General features: G+C 44.4%; 14 protein-coding genes. 13 read left to right on the top strand and 1 reads right to left on the bottom strand.

What is annotated here, in order from left to right:
* The first annotated feature begins 21 nt into the window (after positions 1-21).
* The 6 genes from rpsA (at position 22) to pyrF (ending at position 6,896) form a co-directional block, all read left to right on the top strand.
* Complete coding sequence (gene rpsA, locus ACXAER_RS01185) at positions 22-1,692, top strand: 30S ribosomal protein S1 (protein ID WP_474825808.1); 1,671 nt, start codon at positions 22-24, stop codon at positions 1,690-1,692.
* A 76-nt stretch (positions 1,693-1,768) separates the two neighbouring features.
* On the top strand, positions 1,769-2,056 hold the full coding sequence (ihfB, locus tag ACXAER_RS01180; RefSeq protein WP_014949641.1) for an integration host factor subunit beta: 288 nt from the start codon (positions 1,769-1,771) through the stop codon (positions 2,054-2,056).
* Between the two features lie 200 nt (positions 2,057-2,256).
* Positions 2,257-4,599, top strand: a complete 2,343-nt coding sequence (locus ACXAER_RS01175) for a PilZ domain-containing protein (RefSeq protein ID WP_474825806.1) — start codon at positions 2,257-2,259, stop codon at positions 4,597-4,599.
* A gap of 162 nt (positions 4,600-4,761) precedes the next feature.
* Positions 4,762-5,022 carry a LapA family protein gene (locus ACXAER_RS01170; RefSeq protein ID WP_474806596.1) on the top strand — a complete coding sequence of 87 codons (261 nt, stop codon included), beginning with the start codon at positions 4,762-4,764 and terminating at the stop codon, positions 5,020-5,022.
* Entirely contained in the window at positions 5,022-6,191 is a 1,170-nt protein-coding gene (gene lapB / locus ACXAER_RS01165) for a lipopolysaccharide assembly protein LapB (RefSeq protein ID WP_474825803.1), read from the top strand. Before ACXAER_RS01170 ends, lapB begins: the two co-directional genes overlap by 1 nt.
* Positions 6,192-6,197: 6 nt before the next feature.
* Positions 6,198-6,896 carry an orotidine-5'-phosphate decarboxylase gene (gene pyrF / locus ACXAER_RS01160; RefSeq protein ID WP_474825801.1) on the top strand — a complete coding sequence of 233 codons (699 nt, stop codon included), beginning with the start codon at positions 6,198-6,200 and terminating at the stop codon, positions 6,894-6,896.
* Positions 6,897-7,019: 123 nt separating this feature from the next.
* On the opposite strand, the gene ald is transcribed toward pyrF, so the two are convergent.
* Positions 7,020-8,153 (bottom strand): alanine dehydrogenase, encoded by a 1,134-nt coding sequence (gene ald, locus ACXAER_RS01155; protein WP_474825799.1) that lies wholly within the window; start codon positions 8,151-8,153, stop codon positions 7,020-7,022.
* Between the two features lie 185 nt (positions 8,154-8,338).
* Between ald and lrp the strand changes: the two genes are divergently transcribed.
* The 7 genes from lrp to ACXAER_RS01120 all read left to right on the top strand — a co-directional run bounded on the left by lrp (position 8,339) and on the right by ACXAER_RS01120 (position 19,125).
* Positions 8,339-8,824: a leucine-responsive transcriptional regulator Lrp gene (gene lrp, locus ACXAER_RS01150; RefSeq protein ID WP_474806603.1), complete on the top strand. Its 486-nt coding sequence runs from the start codon at positions 8,339-8,341 to the stop codon at positions 8,822-8,824.
* 290 nt (positions 8,825-9,114) lie between these two features.
* On the top strand, positions 9,115-11,901 hold the full coding sequence (locus ACXAER_RS01145) for a DNA translocase FtsK (RefSeq protein WP_474825796.1): 2,787 nt from the start codon (positions 9,115-9,117) through the stop codon (positions 11,899-11,901).
* A gap of 16 nt (positions 11,902-11,917) precedes the next feature.
* Entirely contained in the window at positions 11,918-12,679 is a 762-nt protein-coding gene (gene lolA, locus ACXAER_RS01140; protein WP_474825794.1) for an outer membrane lipoprotein periplasmic chaperone LolA, read from the top strand.
* A complete protein-coding gene (locus ACXAER_RS01135) occupies positions 12,666-13,973 on the top strand; it encodes a replication-associated recombination protein A (RefSeq protein ID WP_474825792.1) in 1,308 nt (435 codons plus the stop codon). The genes lolA and ACXAER_RS01135 overlap by 14 nt, the downstream gene beginning before the upstream one ends.
* Positions 13,974-14,046: 73 nt before the next feature.
* Complete coding sequence (gene crcB, locus ACXAER_RS01130; RefSeq protein ID WP_014949631.1) at positions 14,047-14,430, top strand: fluoride efflux transporter CrcB; 384 nt, start codon at positions 14,047-14,049, stop codon at positions 14,428-14,430.
* Positions 14,431-14,440: 10 nt separating this feature from the next.
* Positions 14,441-15,736, top strand: a complete 1,296-nt coding sequence (gene serS / locus ACXAER_RS01125) for a serine--tRNA ligase (RefSeq protein ID WP_474825790.1) — start codon at positions 14,441-14,443, stop codon at positions 15,734-15,736.
* 482 nt (positions 15,737-16,218) lie between these two features.
* On the top strand, positions 16,219-19,125 hold the full coding sequence (locus tag ACXAER_RS01120; protein WP_474825788.1) for a TonB-dependent receptor plug domain-containing protein: 2,907 nt from the start codon (positions 16,219-16,221) through the stop codon (positions 19,123-19,125).
* Positions 19,126-19,221 lie beyond the last annotated feature (96 nt).

The raw sequence follows: 19,221 nt of genomic DNA, 5'->3' as shown, positions 1-19,221 counted from the left end.
CTTAAAAGTTATTTGAGACTTATGACTGAAAATTTTGCACAACTTTTTGAAGAAAGCTTACAAGAACTAGAAACACGTCCTGGTTCAATTGTAAAAGGTACTGTTGTTTCTATCGACAAAGACATCGTTCTTGTTGACGCAGGCTTGAAATCAGAAAGTGCTATCCCAGCTGACCAATTTAAAAATGCTGAAGGCGAACTAGAAATCGCTATCGGTGACCAAGTAGACGTTGCACTAGATGCAGTTGAAGATGGTTTCGGTGAAACTATTCTTTCTCGTGAAAAAGCGAAGCGTCACGAAGCTTGGGTTGAGCTGGAAAAAGCTTACGAAGATAAAGCTACAATTAAAGGCGTTATCAACGGTAAAGTTAAAGGCGGTTTCACTGTTGAAGTTAACAGTGTACGCGCGTTCCTACCTGGTTCTCTTGTTGACGTACGTCCAGTACGTGACACTACGCACCTTGAAGGTAAAGAGCTTGAATTTAAAGTTATCAAGCTAGACGCTAAGCGTAACAACGTTGTTGTTTCTCGTCGTGCAGTTATCGAAGCAGAAAGCAGCGCAGAGCGCGAAACGCTTCTTGCTAACCTTGAAGAAGGTCACGAAATCAAGGGTATCGTTAAGAACCTTACCGATTACGGTGCGTTCGTTGACCTTGGTGGCGTAGACGGTCTTCTACACATCACTGATATGGCTTGGAAGCGCGTTAAGCACCCAAGTGAAATCGTGAATGTTGGTGACGAAATCAACGTTAAAGTACTTAAGTTCGACAAAGAGAAGCAGCGCGTTTCTCTTGGTATGAAGCAAATGGGCAACGATCCATGGCAAGAAATTGCGTCTCGTTACCCAGAAGGTACTAAGATCAACGGTCAGGTTACTAACCTTACTGACTACGGCTGCTTCGTTGAAATCGAAGACGGCGTTGAAGGTCTTGTACACGTTTCTGAAATGGACTGGACTAACAAGAACATCCACCCATCTAAAGTTGTTAACCTAGGTGACACTGTAGATGTAATGGTTCTTGAAATTGACGAAGAGCGTCGTCGTATTTCTCTAGGTCTTAAGCAGTGCATTGCTAACCCTTGGGAAACATTTGCTGAGTCACACGAAAAAGGTGACAAAGTATCTGGTAAGATCAAGTCAATCACTGACTTCGGTATCTTCATCGGTCTTGACGGCGGCATCGACGGTCTAGTTCACCTTTCTGACATCAGCTGGAACAAGTCTGGTGAAGACGCGGTTCGCGACTACAAGAAAGGCGACGAAATCTCTGCAGTTGTACTACAAGTCGACCCAGAGCGTGAGCGTATCTCTCTTGGCGTTAAGCAAATCGAAGAAGATCCTTTCAACAAGTATCTGACAGATAACAAGAAAGGTGCTATCGTTACTGGTACAGTAACAGCAGTTGATGCGAAAGGCGTTACTGTAAACCTAGCTGAAGAAGTTGACGGCTACATCCGCGTTGCAGATCTTGCTGTAGAGCGTGTTGAAGACGCAACTGAAGTAGCAAGCGTTGGTGATAGCATCGAAGCGAAGTTCATGGGCGTTGACCGTAAGAACCGCACTGTTAACCTATCTGTTAGAGCGAAAGATCAGGCTGACGAAAAAGAAGCTATCGATAAAGTTAACCAGCAAGAAGATGTTGGTTTCGCTAACGCGATGGCAGAAGCATTTAAAGCTGCTAAAGGCGAATAATGCTTTTGTGGGTGTGCATCTGCACACCCAATTCGCGATAGCTGTTTAAACAATAATATTGACAATGAGGTTAAGCATGACCAAGTCTGAATTAATTGAACGGCTCGCGGATCAAGCGCGTCATATTCCGGCGAAAGAACTCGAACTGGCTATTAAAGAACTTCTAGAGCAAATGGCGCAGACCCTTCAAAAGGGCGAGCGTATTGAAATTAGAGGCTTCGGCAGTTTCTCTCTTCACTATCGCGCTCCACGCGTAGGTAGAAACCCAAAAACGGGTGAAACAGTGAAACTAGACGGTAAATATGTACCGCACTTTAAGCCTGGTAAAGAGCTTCGCGAAAGAGTAGACGCCTCAATCGCATAATGCATTTTAAAAGCCGCTGTAAAGCGGCTTTTTTGTGTCTGACTATATTCTTTGTGCAGGCTTTACTCGTTTTTATTCTAATTCCCCCTAATTTTACGAATATCTCCATATACTTTTGTTTAATTTTTAATGCCTATTGACCCCGACTTAAATAGGGTTATATATTATTCTGATAATAATAAACGGTATACATAGATGTAATGTCAGCCGGCGACGAACAAGCAATAATAAAGCAGTACCAGCCGCTCATTCGCGCGTTAATTCCTTATGAACAACAAAATAGGTTGTTAGAGGGAATTAACAAGTTTTCGAAGCGTTTGCCCAGTAGTGTCCGAAAAGTCGTGAAAGAAGAGGTTGTTCGATTAACATCGTTAACCGACGCACCTGCTGATAATTCTGCCTTTGCCCAATTCCCTGTAATGAAATTCAAGCACTTCGGTGTTCAGATGCGCCTCGATAAAGTTGGCGCGCAGATCCTCAAAAACGAGACATCGCTTTATCAAGACAGGTACACCGTAGGTGTGTTTGAGTCAGTAATGAACTCAGACTTCTACCAAAACCAGATAAAAAAAGAACAGTTTAAAAAAATCGTTGATGCGTTCAATGTTGAGAGTCAATCATTTACTGATATCGACTTCGGTGATGACATTGCCATCCGCCCAAACTTTACTCTGTCTTCTCCTGACTTTGAGAAAGGTCGACATTGCTCCATAAGCTCTATGTCGCATAGAGGTATTGCACTGGAAACAAAAAGGCCCCCCAATGCATCAACTGGCGATATTATCACTTTCACTATCCCAGAAGTTAAAGGCCTAACCAAAGAACCTACTGAAATTACCCTTGAACTAGAGTCTGTAAAATACAATAAACATTTAGGGAAATACGAAACGTCATTTAATTTTTTAGATGACGTCGATAAGGGGTTTTTAGCAACGCTCAAACGTTATGTTGCGGTAACTGCCTATAAGCAACCACTGCAGCGAGATTTAGAAATAGAGCGTGCTATGCAAGAACTAGAGCGCGACCGAATACTTGAAAATAGCCCATGGATGCCGGTATTTCTCGCGCCAGAAGGAAAGTCGCTCAAACCTATCATTGCACTTTTTACCAAAGCTAATGTTGAACACAATGATGCAGATAAGCTACTGGCAAGCTTGCAAGATAAGCCTATATTCGAAACGTTAGTTGATGAGTTGCGAAAGTACAACGAAGCTTATGTATTTCACGGCAACATTAAAACCAAAAATGGTAACGTACAGATAACCGCAACGCATAGGCAACTCCTTGCGCTTAAACAACTTAATGCGCTTGTGTATCTGCTTGCTAAAGGTGGTGACTTCATTTGTACGCACTGTCGACTCGATAGTGTAACCCGTGAAGATAAACAAAAAGCCTTTGCTATTCACGATATTGCGAGTAAAGAATTTGAGCAGCTTGCCCAGATCTCCCATGTTTTATACTGCAAAGATGTATCAGCCTACCTCACAAACTTAACGCTTTCTGCTAAATGCGATTTCAAGCCTTTGTCTAAAACGTTGAAAGCTAGCGGTGACAACTGGCGCATAGATTATGTCATGGAAGAAGATTTAGATAGACGGAGTGAAACTCGCTACGTTATCGATAAACCCGCTTCCATTAAAGTAGGCTTGCTTACCTCTCTTGACGCACGAGTGGCCGATTTAAGCGCCAGCGGTATGAAATTGACAGTTGCGCCGCACAGCGATCTGCAAAAAGAGATACGAGTTTCTGTGCCGGAACTAAAAATTAAAGGCGAAAAATATAAGGTTGTGCATTACCAAGCTGAAACTGGCGTGGTCAGGCTATGCCTCGTAGAAGACACACGCAAAGCTAAAGTGAGCTCTAACGTCGATCACATGGTTGAAGAGAATACGGCTTATTTTAAAGTGAGAGATATTGCTCGTATTCAGCGATTAACACATCGTTACATTTGGGAGCTTGCCGTAAGGCATATGCCGTCGCTATCGGTACTTTGCGTAATGAATAGGTTTACACTCGACAGGCTAAAAACCGTCTATCAAAGCGATGCATCTGACGATCTTTATCCCTTTTCACGTACACAAAATATCATCCCGCTTCATGGTTTCTTTGCAGACAAAGGTCAGGCAAAGCCTAAATCCCAAATATTAGAAGCCATGTTTAAAGAAACCTCTGAACAAGCTTTAGTTGTGCATTGCGTGAGAAAAAGCGACAGCCGTCTCGTATACATAAAAGAACGCGATTTTTTGTTCTCTAAGCTACGTATGCAAATCAAAACCCAGTTAGATGAAGAAAAAATCCAGCTTAGTGCAACCGACGTCACCGCAATACGCTGCCACGGGGCTATAACACCGTTGACCAAAAAGCGGCTAGCTCAGCTTTCGAAGTTAGATAAAGCTATGTATGACAAGCTTGAAACTATGCAGGCAGGTTATACGCACTGTATTTTCATTACGAATATGTCTGCGCTTCACCATGATTTAGTGGTGGATAATCTCATAGCAAAACCTCAGCGCCATGAAATTGAAGGTGAAGGTGCAGCTTAATATTATTTCTGCATTCCCACGCTTTGCTAGGAAACTTGCCTGCGCCTTCTGAGTAGACAATTATCTATGTGCATTGGTATAAAAGCATTTCCAACACGCTTTTAGTGTTATCTCTTTTCGCATTTTGCTATTCTTGTAAATAAATCAATAAAAAAGGGTTGAGTGTTGAAAGGGATCATAGCGTTTCTCATTATCTTAGTGCTACTTGCCATCGCATTTGTGATTGGCTCTCAAAATGAAGCACAAGTAACAGTTAATTATCTCATTGCTCAGGCGAATCTTCGCTTATCAACATTGATTGCGATTACACTTTCAATAGGCGTGGGTATCGGCATTTTAATCATGTTAATGAGTTGGCTGAAACTACGTGTTCAGTTAATGTCTGCGCAATCTAAAATACAGAGTTTGGAACAAGACCACTAATGCTCGAACTGCTGTTTCTCCTTTTACCTGTTGCGGCAGGGTATGGTTGGATAATGGGGCGCAATAGTGTCCGTCAAGCGCAGCGAAAACAGTCAAGTATCCTATCTAAGCATTATTATAAGGGGCTAAACTTTTTACTTTCAGACCAGCCCGATAAGGCCGTTGATACGTTAATCAAAATGATTAACGTGAATAGCGATACGGTTGAAACCCATATTGCCATGGGCAGCTTTTTCCGTCACCGCGGTGAAATAGATCGGGCTATTAAAGTTCACCAAAACTTGGTTAGTCGCGACGAACTCCAGCCCGCCCAACGAGAAAATGCACTTCGAGAACTCGGTCACGATTATACGCAAGCCGGCTTTTTAGAGCGCGCGGAAAACGCATTTCTTCAACTTTTAAACAGTGAAAAACATTACTTGGTTGCTCAGCAGCAGCTGTTTAGCATCTATCAAACCACGAAAGAGTGGGAAAGAGCGATAGAGTTAGCGGAGCGTATGGTGCAATGTCATGGTGATAATGATGACCTGTGCGAACGCTTAGCCCATTTTTATTGTGAACAGGCATCGGTTGAATTGAAGAACGATAGCCAAGGGGCGGCATTGACCTTATTACAAAAAGCGGTAAACGCCGACGAACATGCGGTTAGGCCGTGGCTTATGTTAGGTGATATAGCGCTTGATCAGAAACGCTTTACTGATGCCAACGCGTATTTTACCCAAGTAGCCGAACGCGATATTAATTGGTTCAGCGAAGCCGTGCCTAGCTTAGAAAAAATTGCCGAAGAGACGGACGACTGGGATAGTTTTCAGAAAAACTTAGAAGCGCATTGGCAAGAGTGTGCAACGTCTTATTTAGCCATGGTTGATGTGCTAATGAAGCGCGGTGAAACAGCCCAAGCCGCAGAATATTTATTAGAACAGCTTCGTAAACGCCCGACCATGCGCGGATTTAAAACCCTTATGGGGCTTTATATAGATCAGCTTTCAGATAAAACTACGGCTGATAGTTTACGCTTACTTAAAGAATTGGTGGAAAAGCAAATGTTGCAGCGCCCTAAATATCGCTGTGGCAGCTGTGGCTTTTCCGGTCGAAAATTATATTGGTTATGCCCTAGCTGCAAAAAGTGGGGTGTAGTAAAACCTATTAAAGGGCTAGACGGAGAATAAAAGAACATGCATGACCCACGCGTTATTGTTGCATTAGACTACGACAATAAAGACACTGCATTGGCGTTTGTTGACAAATTAGATTCAAGCTTATGCAAGCTAAAAGTGGGCAAGGAGATGTTCACCTTATTCGGGCCGGAATTTGTAAAAGCGCTAATAGCTAAAGGCTTTGACGTTTTCTTGGATCTCAAATTCCACGACATTCCAAATACAGTAGCGAAAGCGTGTAAAGCAGCGGCGGAGCTAGGTGTATGGATGGTAAACGTACATGCTTCGGGCGGCCTACCTATGATGCAAGCGGCTAAAGAGGCGATTGCAACAAGCAGCAACCCACACACTAAGCTTATTGCGGTTACTGTACTTACCAGCATGGACGAGACACAGCTGGCTGATGTGGTAAGCGGTGTAACACCAGAGCAACAAGTACTGCGCTTGGCAGCACTAACAGAAAAAGCAGGTTTAGACGGCATCGTCTGTTCAGCACAGGAAGCCAGCGCGTTGCGCGAAAAACACAGCGATGACTTTCTATTAGTTACGCCAGGTATTCGCCCTGTAGGCGCTGACGCTGGCGACCAGAAACGTGTTATGACGCCACCTGATGCAATGAAAGCAGGCGTAAGCTATTTAGTTATGGGGCGACCTATCACGAAAGCAGATGACCCTATTGCAGTATTGAAGTCCGTAAACGAATCAATAAACGGTTAGACTTAATGCAAATACAAAAAAGCTCGGATGTGGCGTTCACATACCGAGCTTTTTTCTTTAAGCCATTTTTAAGGCTCTTTATTCACGAGAGTGCTCAAGAGCCATTAAAATAATCGAAAAACCTTATTCGCCTTTAAGCGCTACTTCAGCTGGCGTATAGGTTAAACCTAGTTCTTCACCTAGTGCATCAACTACCGCTTTATAGGTTACTTTACCTTCGTGAACGTTCAAGCCGTTTAGCAAGTGCTTGTCTTCTAACATAGCTTTCGCTGGGCCTTTGTTTGCCAGAGCCAAACCAAATGGCAAGGTCGCATTGTTAAGCGCCATAGTAGAAGTGCGCGCAACGCCGCCTGGCATGTTTGCTACACAGTAGTGAACCACGTCGTCTACAACGTAAACTGGGTCTTGGTGCGTAGTAGCTTTAGACGTTTCAAAACAACCACCTTGGTCAATAGCAACATCTACAAGTACAGAGCCTGGCTTCATCGCTTTAATTTGTTCACGAGTAAGTAGTTTAGGTGCTGCTGCGCCAGGAATAAGGACTGCGCCAACAACAAGGTCGGCTTTAGAAGAGTAATGCTCGATAGCATCAACCGTAGAGTAAACCGTCTTAACTTGACCGTTAAAGATATCGTCAAGCTGGCGAAGACGCGGAAGCGAACGGTCTAGGATGGTGACGTCTGCGCCAAGGCCTAGTGCCATTTTCGCAGCGTTAGTTCCTACAACGCCACCACCAATTACCAATACTTTGCCTGGCGCTACACCTGGTACACCACCAAGAAGGGTACCGCTGCCGCCGTGCGCTTTTTCAAGGTAGTGCGCGCCAGCTTGAACAGACATGCGGCCCGCTACTTCACTCATTGGTGCAAGCAATGGAAGACCACCGCGGTCGTCAGTTACTGTTTCATAAGCAATACAGGTAGCGCCTGACTCAACTAACAACTTAGTTTGCGTAGGATCTGGGGCTAAGTGAAGGTATGTATAAAGTGTTTGGCCCTTACGAAGCATTTTACATTCGTTTGGTTGAGGCTCTTTCACTTTTACAATCATTTCCGCTTCAGCAAACACTTGCTCAGCAGTAGGTGCAATGGCTGCGCCTGCTTCGACATACATTTCGTCAGTGAAACCGATAGCATCACCGGCATTAGTTTCAACAAGAACACTATGACCGTGAGTAACAAATTCTTTTACTGCTGCTGGCGTCAAGCCAACACGATATTCGTGGTTCTTAATTTCTTTTGGTACACCAACTAACATGTATCGTCCTCAATTTTATAACGAGCTTCTATGCGGCTCTGGTTGAACTTTGTTTCGTAGCAATCGGTCTTGAAAGCCCGTAAACCTATTTGGCGAGTATACGTCATAAAAAAACGAACTATCTGCTGAATAATGAAGTTATGTAGCATATAATCCTTTAAAAGATAGCTTGAAAGGTATTTTATATGTTGGTAAAGACGCCTAAACACCTTGACCGGATAGACAGGAATATACTGGTACAACTGCAGAAAAACGGGCGTATATCTAATGTCGAACTTGCTAAAGAGGTGGGCTTAAGTCCAAGCCCTTGCTTAGAGAGAGTCAAGAGATTAGAGACTCAGGGCTATATAAAGGGCTACCACGCGTTAGTTGACCCAGAAAAGCTTGGCGCTGCTATGCTCGTGTTCGTTGAGATTACATTAACCAAAACATCGGTAGATATCTTTGCAGAATTTTCTGCTGCGGTAAAACTGCATGACGATATTCAAGAGTGTCACTTGGTATCTGGTGATTTCGACTTCTTATTAAAAGCCCGTGTTGCGGATATGGGCAGTTATAGAAAACTGTTGGGTGATACCTTATTGCGTTTACCGGGTGTAAGTGAGTCTCGGACCTATGTTGTGATGGAAGAAGTAAAAAGCACATCATCACTGCGCATTAATTTGAAGTAATGAAAGCATGGCTCAATAGCGTGTTTTTATGGTAGGCTGTGCAAAAATACAGTATTTGTGTGCAACGAAAGGATTGTTGCGGTTCACATACAATAGGGTAGGGGAGCATCCCAATAGCTTTCTTAATAGGCTCAGCTACTTACCAACATTACTCAAATAATAATTATTTAGGGATTGCAAAGAGTTCGCTAAGCTCTTTGTAGCGTTTAACGCAAAGATAGTACGTATAGGCTAAGACCATTAGTCGATATAAAACTACATGCGATAGAAATTGAAGGTTCTTTAGGGTTATGGCGCGATTAACAGGGGTTCAGCGAGTGTGGGAAGCAGGCATGATTATCGCCTGTGTTTTCGCCTTCTTCTTATTGCTGGCACTAGTATCTTTTCATCCAGGTGATCCAGGTTGGAGTCAGGCTGGTTTACAATTAGACATACACAATTGGGTAGGGGCAACAGGTGCGTGGGTTGCAGATTTACTGTTGTTTTCATTTGGCTTTCTCGCCTATCTACTTCCGTTCGGTTCTGCCTTCTTAGGCTGGTTCTTATTTCAACACATCAAAGAACTTGATGAGTTCGATTACCTCACTATTGGATTAAGAATTATCGGTGGGCTGTTAATGGCGCTTGGTGCAACGGGCATCGCCAGTATAAATTTTGACGACATTTACAACTTTTCAGCGGGCGGTTTTGTTGGGGACGTTATTAGTTCGGCACTTATACCTTATTTTAATACCGCTGGAACGATCCTCTTGTTGCTTTGCTTTTTTTGTACCGGGTTTACTCTATTAACAGGTATAAGCTGGCTTACTATTATCGATAGGCTAGGGGAAGGAACGCTGTGGTTGGGGCGTAAAACCCTGTCTGCACCACAAAGTTTATTGGCACTTGAAATGCCACGCCTGGCGCTGGCCAATAAATCTTCAAATCAAGAAAGCACCGATACTGCCGAGCTGGATATTACCAGTATGCGAGCAGAACCCTTGGCGTCTTCAGTGAAAGCCCAGGAACAGCCACAGCAACCGCAAACGCCTACGCAGAGAGCTACTCCGACTCGCAATGAACCCTCTTTCAGTATTGATGAGCTTGATAATGAACCACCGTTTTATACTTATGATGGCGGTGATAAGGCGCAAGATGAAGGTAAGTCGACGCAAGATAGCGAAAACTTACGAAGCGATGAAGCGCTTTCAAATGCGGGCGAAAGTGAACCCGAAACGAAGAAGTCAGCATTTTCATTATCAAGTATGCGGAATGCGGTAACGGGTAGCTTTAAAGATAAATCAGGCTCGGGTAAATCTAACCAAGATAAGCCAGTGTCGTCAGAAAGTGAAAGTATTCAAAGTGAGCCTCAGGTTCAGCAAAGCCCGCATATTAATTTTGATGAGCTAGAAGAATTTGACGAAGACTTACCCTATGAAACAGGAAGTAAGCCCGCGCCTTCGGTAAGTGTTAGCGATTCACCAGCACCAGCACCTGCAGAACAGGCACAAACAGCGAGCCAAGAAAGCAATCAAGCATTCACCCCTGCTGCACTTGGTGCTAAGCCGGTTAAAGCGAGATCGAATGAGGTTGACCCTGATTTACCACCTATGCCGTCGTTTGATTTGCTAGAACGTGCTGACAAACACGAAAATCCGCTGACGCCGGAAGAGATTGAAGGTATTTCTCGCCTTGTTGAAGAAAAGCTGGCTGATTTCAATATTGAAGCCACTGTAGTGGGTGTGTACCCAGGGCCAGTAATAACGCGTTTTGAGCTTGATTTAGCGCCTGGCGTTAAAGTGAGCAAAATTACAGGGTTATCTAAAGATTTAGCCCGTGCAATGTCAGCTATTTCAGTTCGTGTAGTAGAGGTTATTCCAGGTAAGTCGGTTATTGGGTTAGAACTTCCCAACAAAAAACGTGAGATGGTGCGTTTGAGTGAAGTAATTAGCTGCGATACCTTCCAGTCTAACAAATCGCCATTAACCATGGTTTTAGGTGCAGATATCTCTGGTCAGCCGGTAGTGGTTGATTTAGCTAAAATGCCTCACCTTCTTGTTGCAGGTACTACAGGTTCAGGTAAATCTGTGGGTGTGAACGTGATGATCTTGAGTTTGCTTTATAAAAGCACGCCAGAAGACGTTCGCATGATCATGATAGACCCTAAAATGCTTGAGCTTTCAGTATATGAAGGCATACCTCACTTGCTTGCTGAGGTTGTAACCGACATGAAAGAAGCCGCCAATGCACTTCGCTGGTGTGTAGGTGAAATGGAACGTCGTTACCGCCTAATGAGCGCTCTTGGCGTACGTAACCTAAAAGGCTATAACGCCAAGGTAGAAGAAGCTATTGCGAACGGCACACCAATTAAAGATCCGCTTTGGAAGAATGAAGAAAGTATGGATGCCGAAGCGCCAGACTTAGCAAAACTACCAGCTATTGTTGTGGTAGTGGACGAATTCGCCGACATGATGATGATTGTGGGCAAAAAAGTAGAAGAGCTTATTGCGCGTATTGCACAGAAAGCCCGTGCTGCGGGTATACACCTTATTCTCGCTACCCAGCGTCCGTCTGTAGATGTAATTACAGGCTTGATTAAAGCGAATATTCCAACCCGTTGTGCATTCCAGGTATCAAGCAAAATAGATTCAAGAACCATTCTCGACCAACAAGGCGCAGAAACCTTGTTAGGTATGGGGGACATGCTTTACCTACCACCGGGAAGCCCAGTACCTACCCGAGTGCATGGTGCGTTTGTAGACGATCACGAAGTGCATGCGGTAGTGGCCGATTGGCAAAAACGCGGTGAGCCAGAGTACATAGACGAGATCCTGAATGGCGAGGCAACGGCGGAAGTCTTACTGCCAGGCGAACAGCCAGAGGGCGAAGACCAAGAATTCGATGCATTCTACGATGAGGCCGTTGCATTTGTTACCGAAACCCGTCGTGCGAGTGTCTCAAGCGTGCAGCGTAAATTTAGAATTGGTTACAACCGCGCAGCGCGCTTAGTTGAACAAATGGAAATGAGTGGTGTCGTAAGTGCACAGGGGCATAACGGAAACCGTGAGGTGCTTGCACCGCCGCCCCACAAAGAATAACGAATGGATTGAATAAATGAATAAAGCAGTTTCGGTTTATTTTATAAGCGCACTAGCCGCCGGCGGACTAACGATAAATGCTGCCAACGCATCGGCGGAATTAGCTTTTACAGAATCAGCTACTAGTAGCCGCATAGACACCACAGGTATGGCGCACCAAAAAAGTAACAATGACTCAGTGAGCTCATCGTTGCAGGCGCGATTGAGCAAAATGAAACAGTTTCGTGCAGGCTTCGACCAAACAGTGGTAGACGCCCAGCAAAATGTGGTGCACGAGGCCCAGGGTAAGCTAACCATGACCCGTCCCAATAAGCTTCGCTGGGAAACCACGTTTCCTGATGAAACTTTGCTGGTAGCTGATGGTGAAGCGGTGTGGAATGTAGATACTTTCGTAGAGCAGGTTACGGTGCTTTCTCAAGATAATGCGATTAAGGATAACCCTATCGTTTTGCTTACCTCGACAGATGAAGCAACTTGGTCGAAGTTTTCTATCAGCCAAATGAACAGTGGTGTATCTGCTGGTAATTCGGCCAATGACGTCAAAAGTGATAATGCCTTGCGAAGTTATCAAATCACGCCAAAAGAAGAAGGCGGTCAAATTCTCACGCTAACTTTAACCTTCAATCAAGATAACGAGCTCACTTCACTTAATATGCTTGATGCACAACAGCAAATCAGCACGTTAGTGTTCAATAATATTGAGACTCGCTTTCCAGTACCCGCCGATACATTCTCAGTTGATATTCCAGATAGCTTCATAGTTGATGACCAACGTTAATCAAGAGTTTGCGCCGCTGGCGGCGCGAATGCGCCCGGTTTCCATAGGCGAGTACAGCGGCCAAGACCATTTACTTGGTGAAGGCAAGCCACTTCGTAAAATGTTAGAGGCAGGTCACTGTCATTCTATGATTTTGTGGGGGCCGCCGGGTACCGGAAAAACTACTCTTGCGGAGCTAATCGCTCAGTACACTAATGCGTCTGTATTGCGTATTTCAGCCGTTACATCCGGAGTGAAAGACATTAGGGCCGCTATGGATACGGCAGAAGAAAACGCTCGCTACAATCAGCGAACGTTGCTTTTTGTAGATGAAGTTCACAGGTTTAATAAGAGCCAGCAAGATGCGTTTTTGCCATTTGTTGAATCGGGTGTGGTCACCTTTATTGGTGCAACGACAGAAAACCCCTCATTTGAATTAAATAAAGCGCTTTTGTCCCGAGTCCGTGTTTACGTGCTAAAAACACTTGAACAACACGCGTTATCTGAATTAATCGATAGAGCGCTGAGTGATAGCGAAAAAGGCCTCGGCGACAGAGTTCTTGGCATTGAAGAAACAGCCAGAAACGCGCTTATCGATTTAAGTGGCGGCGACGCACGTCGTCTTCTCACGTATTTGGAACTAGCTGCAGACTTCACAAGCTCAAGCGACATTACAGTCAGCGATATTGAACATGCGGTAGGCGAGAAAGTAGCCAGCTATGATAATAAAGGCGATACTTTTTACGACCTCATTTCAGCCTTTCATAAATCTGTAAGGGGTTCAGATCCTGACGCTGCACTTTACTGGTATGCAAGAATTCTTGATGGCGGGGGAGACGCGCTGTATGTAGGAAGACGTCTACTTGCTATCGCGTCTGAAGACATTGGTAATGCAGACCCAAGAGCAATGCAGCTTTGTATTAATGCCTGGGACACGTTTCACCGTGTAGGGCCCGCAGAGGGCGAGCGCGCTATTGCTCAAGCTGCGGTATATTGTGCATTAGCTGCAAAAAGTAACGCGGTATATATGGCATTCAACGAAGCAAAAGCATTGGCACGTAAAACATCCGACGCTCCGGTTCCCATGCATTTACGCAATGCGCCTACGTCGCTAATGAAAGAGCTAGGCCACGGCGATGGTTACCGCTATGCGCACAACGAGCCGAACGCGTTTGCCGCGGGTGAGTCTTACTTGCCAGAAAGCCTTACCGGAACTCGCTTGTATAACCCTAATGAACGCGGTTTAGAGAAAGCTTTGAAAGCCAAGCGTGAATTTCTCGATTCACTTAATGCGAGAAGTAACAATAAAAGGTAAAGTTGCAGACAAGTAACTCAACTAGTTCAGATTATATGAATTAGTTAATAAAAAAATGCGCTAGGGAGTTTTCGTGCCTCAAGGGTTAGCTTTGTATTGTTTTATTGCCGCTGGCGGTGCGACCGGCGCCTGTTTACGCTATTTTGTTACCACAAGTGTTGATTCCTTATTTGGAAAACACATGCCGTTTGGTACACTAACGGTGAATGTGGTCGGGTCGTTTGCACTCGCATTACTGTACGGTTTTATCGAACGTCATGATTTAAGCGACTCTCCTTACCGAGCGCTTATCGGTGTAGGGTTATTAGGTGCCTTTACCACATTCTCAACATTTTCCGTTGAAACCTTAACTTTATTAGAAAACGGGTTGTGGCTTAAAGCCGCAGCAAATGTATTTCTTAACGTTGGCGCTTGCCTAATAGCAGGTTGGCTAGCCATTCAATTAATGAAAGGATAATTAGAAACACATGTTAGATCCAAAGTGTTTGCGAAGCGATATAGAACAAACAGCTAAGCGATTGGCTGCCCGTGGTTTTAACCTCGATGTAGCAGCTTTCAGTTCGCTTGAAGAAAAAAGAAAAACACTTCAGTCCAGAACACAGGATCTGCAAAACGAGCGAAACGTACGAAGTAAATCCATTGGTAAAGCAAAAGCGCAAGGTGAAGATATTGCGCCGCTTCTCGCAGAAGTGGGTAAGCTTGGTGACGAGCTTGATGCCGCTAAAGCAGAGCTTAGCGAACTGCTAGATGAAATTAATACCTTTACCCAAGGCATTCCTAATTTACCACATGAATCGGTGCCGGAAGGTGAAAACGAAAACGACAACGTGGAAATTTCTCGTTGGGGCGAGCCGCGTACGTTTGATTTTGAAGTTAAAGATCACGTAGATGTTGCTGAAGGCTTAAACAACGGCTTAGATTTCGCCACCGCAAGTAAGCTTACGGGAAGCCGCTTTGTAGTGATGCGTGGCGATATTGCTCGCCTAAATCGTGCACTTGCTCAGTTTATGCTTGATACCCATACACAAGAACACGGCTACCAAGAAATGTACGTGCCTTACTTGGTTAATGCTGATAGCTTGTACGGCACAGGCCAATTGCCTAAGTTTGGAGAAGATTTATTCCATACTAAGCCAGCAACCGAAGAAGGGCAGGGGCTAAGTCTTATTCCAACGGCAGAAGTACCGCTGACAAACATTGCCCGTGATGAAATATTAGATGCGAAAACACTGCCAGTGAAAATGACGGCTCACACGCCTTGCTTCCGCTCAGAAGCTGGTTCGTACGGTCGAGATACCCGTGGCCTTATTCGTCAGCATCAGTTCGATAAGGTAGAACTTGTACAGTTAGTTAAGCCGGAAGATAGCTTTGACGCGCTAGAAGCACTTACAGGACACGCAGAAGTTATTCTTCAAAAGCTAGAATTACCGTACCGCAAAGTGTTGCTTTGTACTGGTGATATGGGCTTTGGTGCATGTAAAACCTACGATCTTGAAGTATGGCTACCTGCGCAAAATACCTATCGTGAAATTTCTTCATGTTCAAACATGTTGGACTTCCAAGCACGACGCATGCAGGCTAGATTCCGTAACCCAGAAACGAATAAACCTGAACTTCTTCACACATTGAATGGTTCTGGTTTAGCGGTAGGGCGTACGCTTGTTGCTATTTTAGAGAATAACCAGCAAGCAGACGGAAGCGTTACGATTCCAAAAGCGCTAGTGCCTTATATGGCCGGGCAGGAAGTGATTAAGGCTTCTTAGCGAGCTATTTATGGAGCACATTAACTGGGCTCCGCCTCAAAACAGAGGCCTTCATAAGCTAGATCATACAAAATCCGACATTGCAATTCAGTGTCGGATTTTTTCATTCTCCACCCTGTATAAAAACCTATACTTTTCAGCTTTGAATTAGTAACGTGCCTTAAAAAAACCTTTTAAATTAAATATATTTAATATAATCAAAAGCTTATAAGTGTATTTTTACGCGAATTAATTTGTTTCAAATTGTGAATAGCCATTTATTTTCGGCAAAATAATCATACTTTTCATATACTAATGTCATTATTTACACTTCTTTACATGGTTTATACTTTTGGCTAATGTTTGGCGGGCGTAATAAAAAGAAATATTCAGCTTACTTACGCGTAAAAAAATCGAACCATAAATTTACAAAAATGTTTTGGGAATATGGGAGATATCCGTCTTGGAATTTCCATATCCGTAAAAAGTTTCAGGGAACACACATGTTTAAGAAAAACCTCATTACCACGACGTTGAGAAATGCAGCGTTGGTTGGTCTTGTAGGCTCAATTGCCTATCCAGTTTTAGCACAAGAAACTCCTGTAGATGAGGAGTCAGTTGAAAAAATCAAAGTGACAGGCTCGCGTATTAAGCGCGCAGAGCTTTCTACTCCAGCACCGATTGTTTCAGTAAGTGCTGAAGAAATTAAGCGTTTCGGTACGCCTGATCTAGGTAGTATTCTCGCTGAACTTCCTGCAATTGCAGCAGGTTCAACGCTAATCGGCAACAATAATAGTAACGCTAATGCTGGGCTTAGCTCGCCAGATTTACGCTCTTTGGGTGAAAACAGAACGCTCACGCTTGTTAACGGCAAACGTCACGTGGCAGGTTCACCATTTTCAAATGCGGTAGACACAGGTTCAATTCCTGCCGCGATGATTGAGCGAATTGAAGTTATTACCGGCGGTGCATCAGCTATTTACGGTTCAGATGCCGTATCAGGTGTTATTAACGTTATCTTAAGAGATGACTATGAAGGCCTAGAGTTTAGATTTGACGGTACTACCGACCTTGAAGGTGTTGGTAATAGAACTAATAACTTTAGTGCGCTGTATGGTCATACGACTGATGATGGTAAAGGTAACATTACCTTCTTTGCTGAAAAGAACAACATCAACCAAGTTATGGAGCCTGACCTTCAGCAAGCAGCAGCGTGGGGAACTATAGTAAACCCGCTAGACACTGGTGAAGACGATGGTATCGCAGATAGACTTCGCGTTCCATTTGTTGGTTCAGAGATGATCAACGAGTTTGGCGTTATCAACCCATTTGGCGGTGGTCCTAGAATCACGTTTATGCCTGACGGCACACCTATGGACCAAGTGTCTCGGCTAGAAACAAACAGCTTTGCGTTTGGAAGTTTTGACCAGCGTTATGATACGGTTTTCTTCGGTGAAGACTATGTTAACTACATCCCTGACCAAGAAACAGTTACATTAGCAAGTACGTTCCGCTATGACATTACAGACAACGTACGTTTCTATGGTGACGTTAAACATGTAGATAAGAAGATTGAGCAGCAATTTCAACCATCTTTCCGCTTTGGCGGTGTTTTCGTCGACGTTGAAGATAATGCCTTTTTAGATGACTCTACGCGATCTCGCCTTCTTGATGGCGGTCAATCCGTGGTAGAAATGTCACGCTTCTTTACCGATATTGGTAACCGAACAGCGTCTAACGACCGAGAGCTCTTCCGCTTCATTGGTGGTTTTGAAGGCTATTTCTCGCTAAGCGATACTGAGTTCGATTACGACGTATACTACACGCGAGGTGAAGTGTCGAACGTGCGTCGTACCTTGAACGATTTAATTCCTTCAAACTTCTTAGCAGCACTGGATTCGGTCATTGATCCGGAAACAGGTCAAGCGGCGTGCCGCAGCCAAGTTCCTGCGCTTCAGGGCGATGACTATGAAGACCCAGCATTGGTTAACCCAGAAAACTGTGCCCCGTTTAATCCGTTTGGATTCGGTCAAGCAAGTGCTGCTGCTGCAGACTTCATCGCTGGTGATGTACAACGCGAAGATGAAATCACTCAAGAAATGATTGGCGGAACTCTCGCATTCGATTCTGCTGAGTGGTTTGAGCTTCCCGGTGGTCCATTAGGTATCGCCTTAGGCTACGAGTACCGTGAAGAAGAGGTAGAGACAACGACCGATGAATTAACGCAACAAGGCGTATTCACCAATGCCGCCACGCCCAACTCTTTTGGTGGTTATGATGTTAGCGAGTTCTTCGTCGAACTTCGCTTACCACTGCTTAGTGACGTTATGTTGGCAAAAGAGCTATCACTTGATGCGGCATATCGTACAGCTGACTATTCTCACGCAGGTAGTGCAGATGCGTGGCAAGTAGGCTTTATGTGGGCGCCAATAGAAGATGTGCGAATTCGCGGTACAGTAGGTGAGGCTGTTCGTGCACCTAACGTTGATGAAGCATTCTCTCCTCAATCACCAGGTTTCGCTAATATTAACGACCCGTGTGATGCCGATAACATTAATGACGATCCTGATCGCGCGGCAAACTGCCTAGCACTTGGTATTCCTGCTGGTTTCGAAGCAAACGATAACGTAAGTATTGAAACAGTATCTGGCGGTAACCCTGACCTGTTTTCTGAAAGCAGTGAATCAAAAACCGTAGGTGTTGTTTGGACCCCAGAATTCTTGGAAAACTTCTCTGTAACTCTTGATTTCTACGACATTGAAATTGAAGATGCGATCACGGAAGTTGGCGCACAAGATATTCTAGATAACTGTGTGGATGCAACCGGTGGCCCTGACGCAGGCTTCTGCTCTCAAATTGACCGTGACGAAAATAATGACGTTGCAGTTGTACGATCAGGCTTTATCAACGCTTCTGCACTTAAAACGTCGGGCGTTGAATTCCAAATCCGCTATACCACTGAACTGGGTGATTTAGGTCTACCAGGTGAACTTCGCTTAAACCTTCAAGGGAATAAAGTGAACGAACTTGAAGAGTATGCGTTCCAAGACCGCCCAGATGAAATCAACGTAGAAGTAGGCGAGGTAGGTGACCCTGAGTATCAGTTCAGAACCATTGTTGACTATCGTCTTGATGAGTGGAACTTCAACTACACGAGTCGCTTTATTGACCGTTCTGCATTATTCGACGTTTCACCAGGTGCTGATTCTCCGGAAGACGTGTCTCCTGCCTTTGTTGGAAGTATTTGGACTCATGACTTCAGCATTGAATATACCTACAACGAAAATGTTGATGTTTATGTGGGCTTAAGAAACGCTTTCAATAAAGTACCACCTGGCTACACGTTCAATCCGTTATATGACTTATTAGGTCGCAGATTGAATGCAGGCATTACTGTTCGCTTCGAATAAGTTCTGCTAAATACTATGAGCCATCGCGTTATGTGATGGCTCTTTTTTTGTTATTTTCCAAACAACTTCTGTACTTTAAACTGTAGGCAGTCTTTT

This window comes from Alteromonas sp. AWJ4_199 (assembly GCF_056159165.1).
Note: the sequence above shows the minus strand (reverse complement) of the source record. Positions and strands in the feature narration are given on the sequence as shown.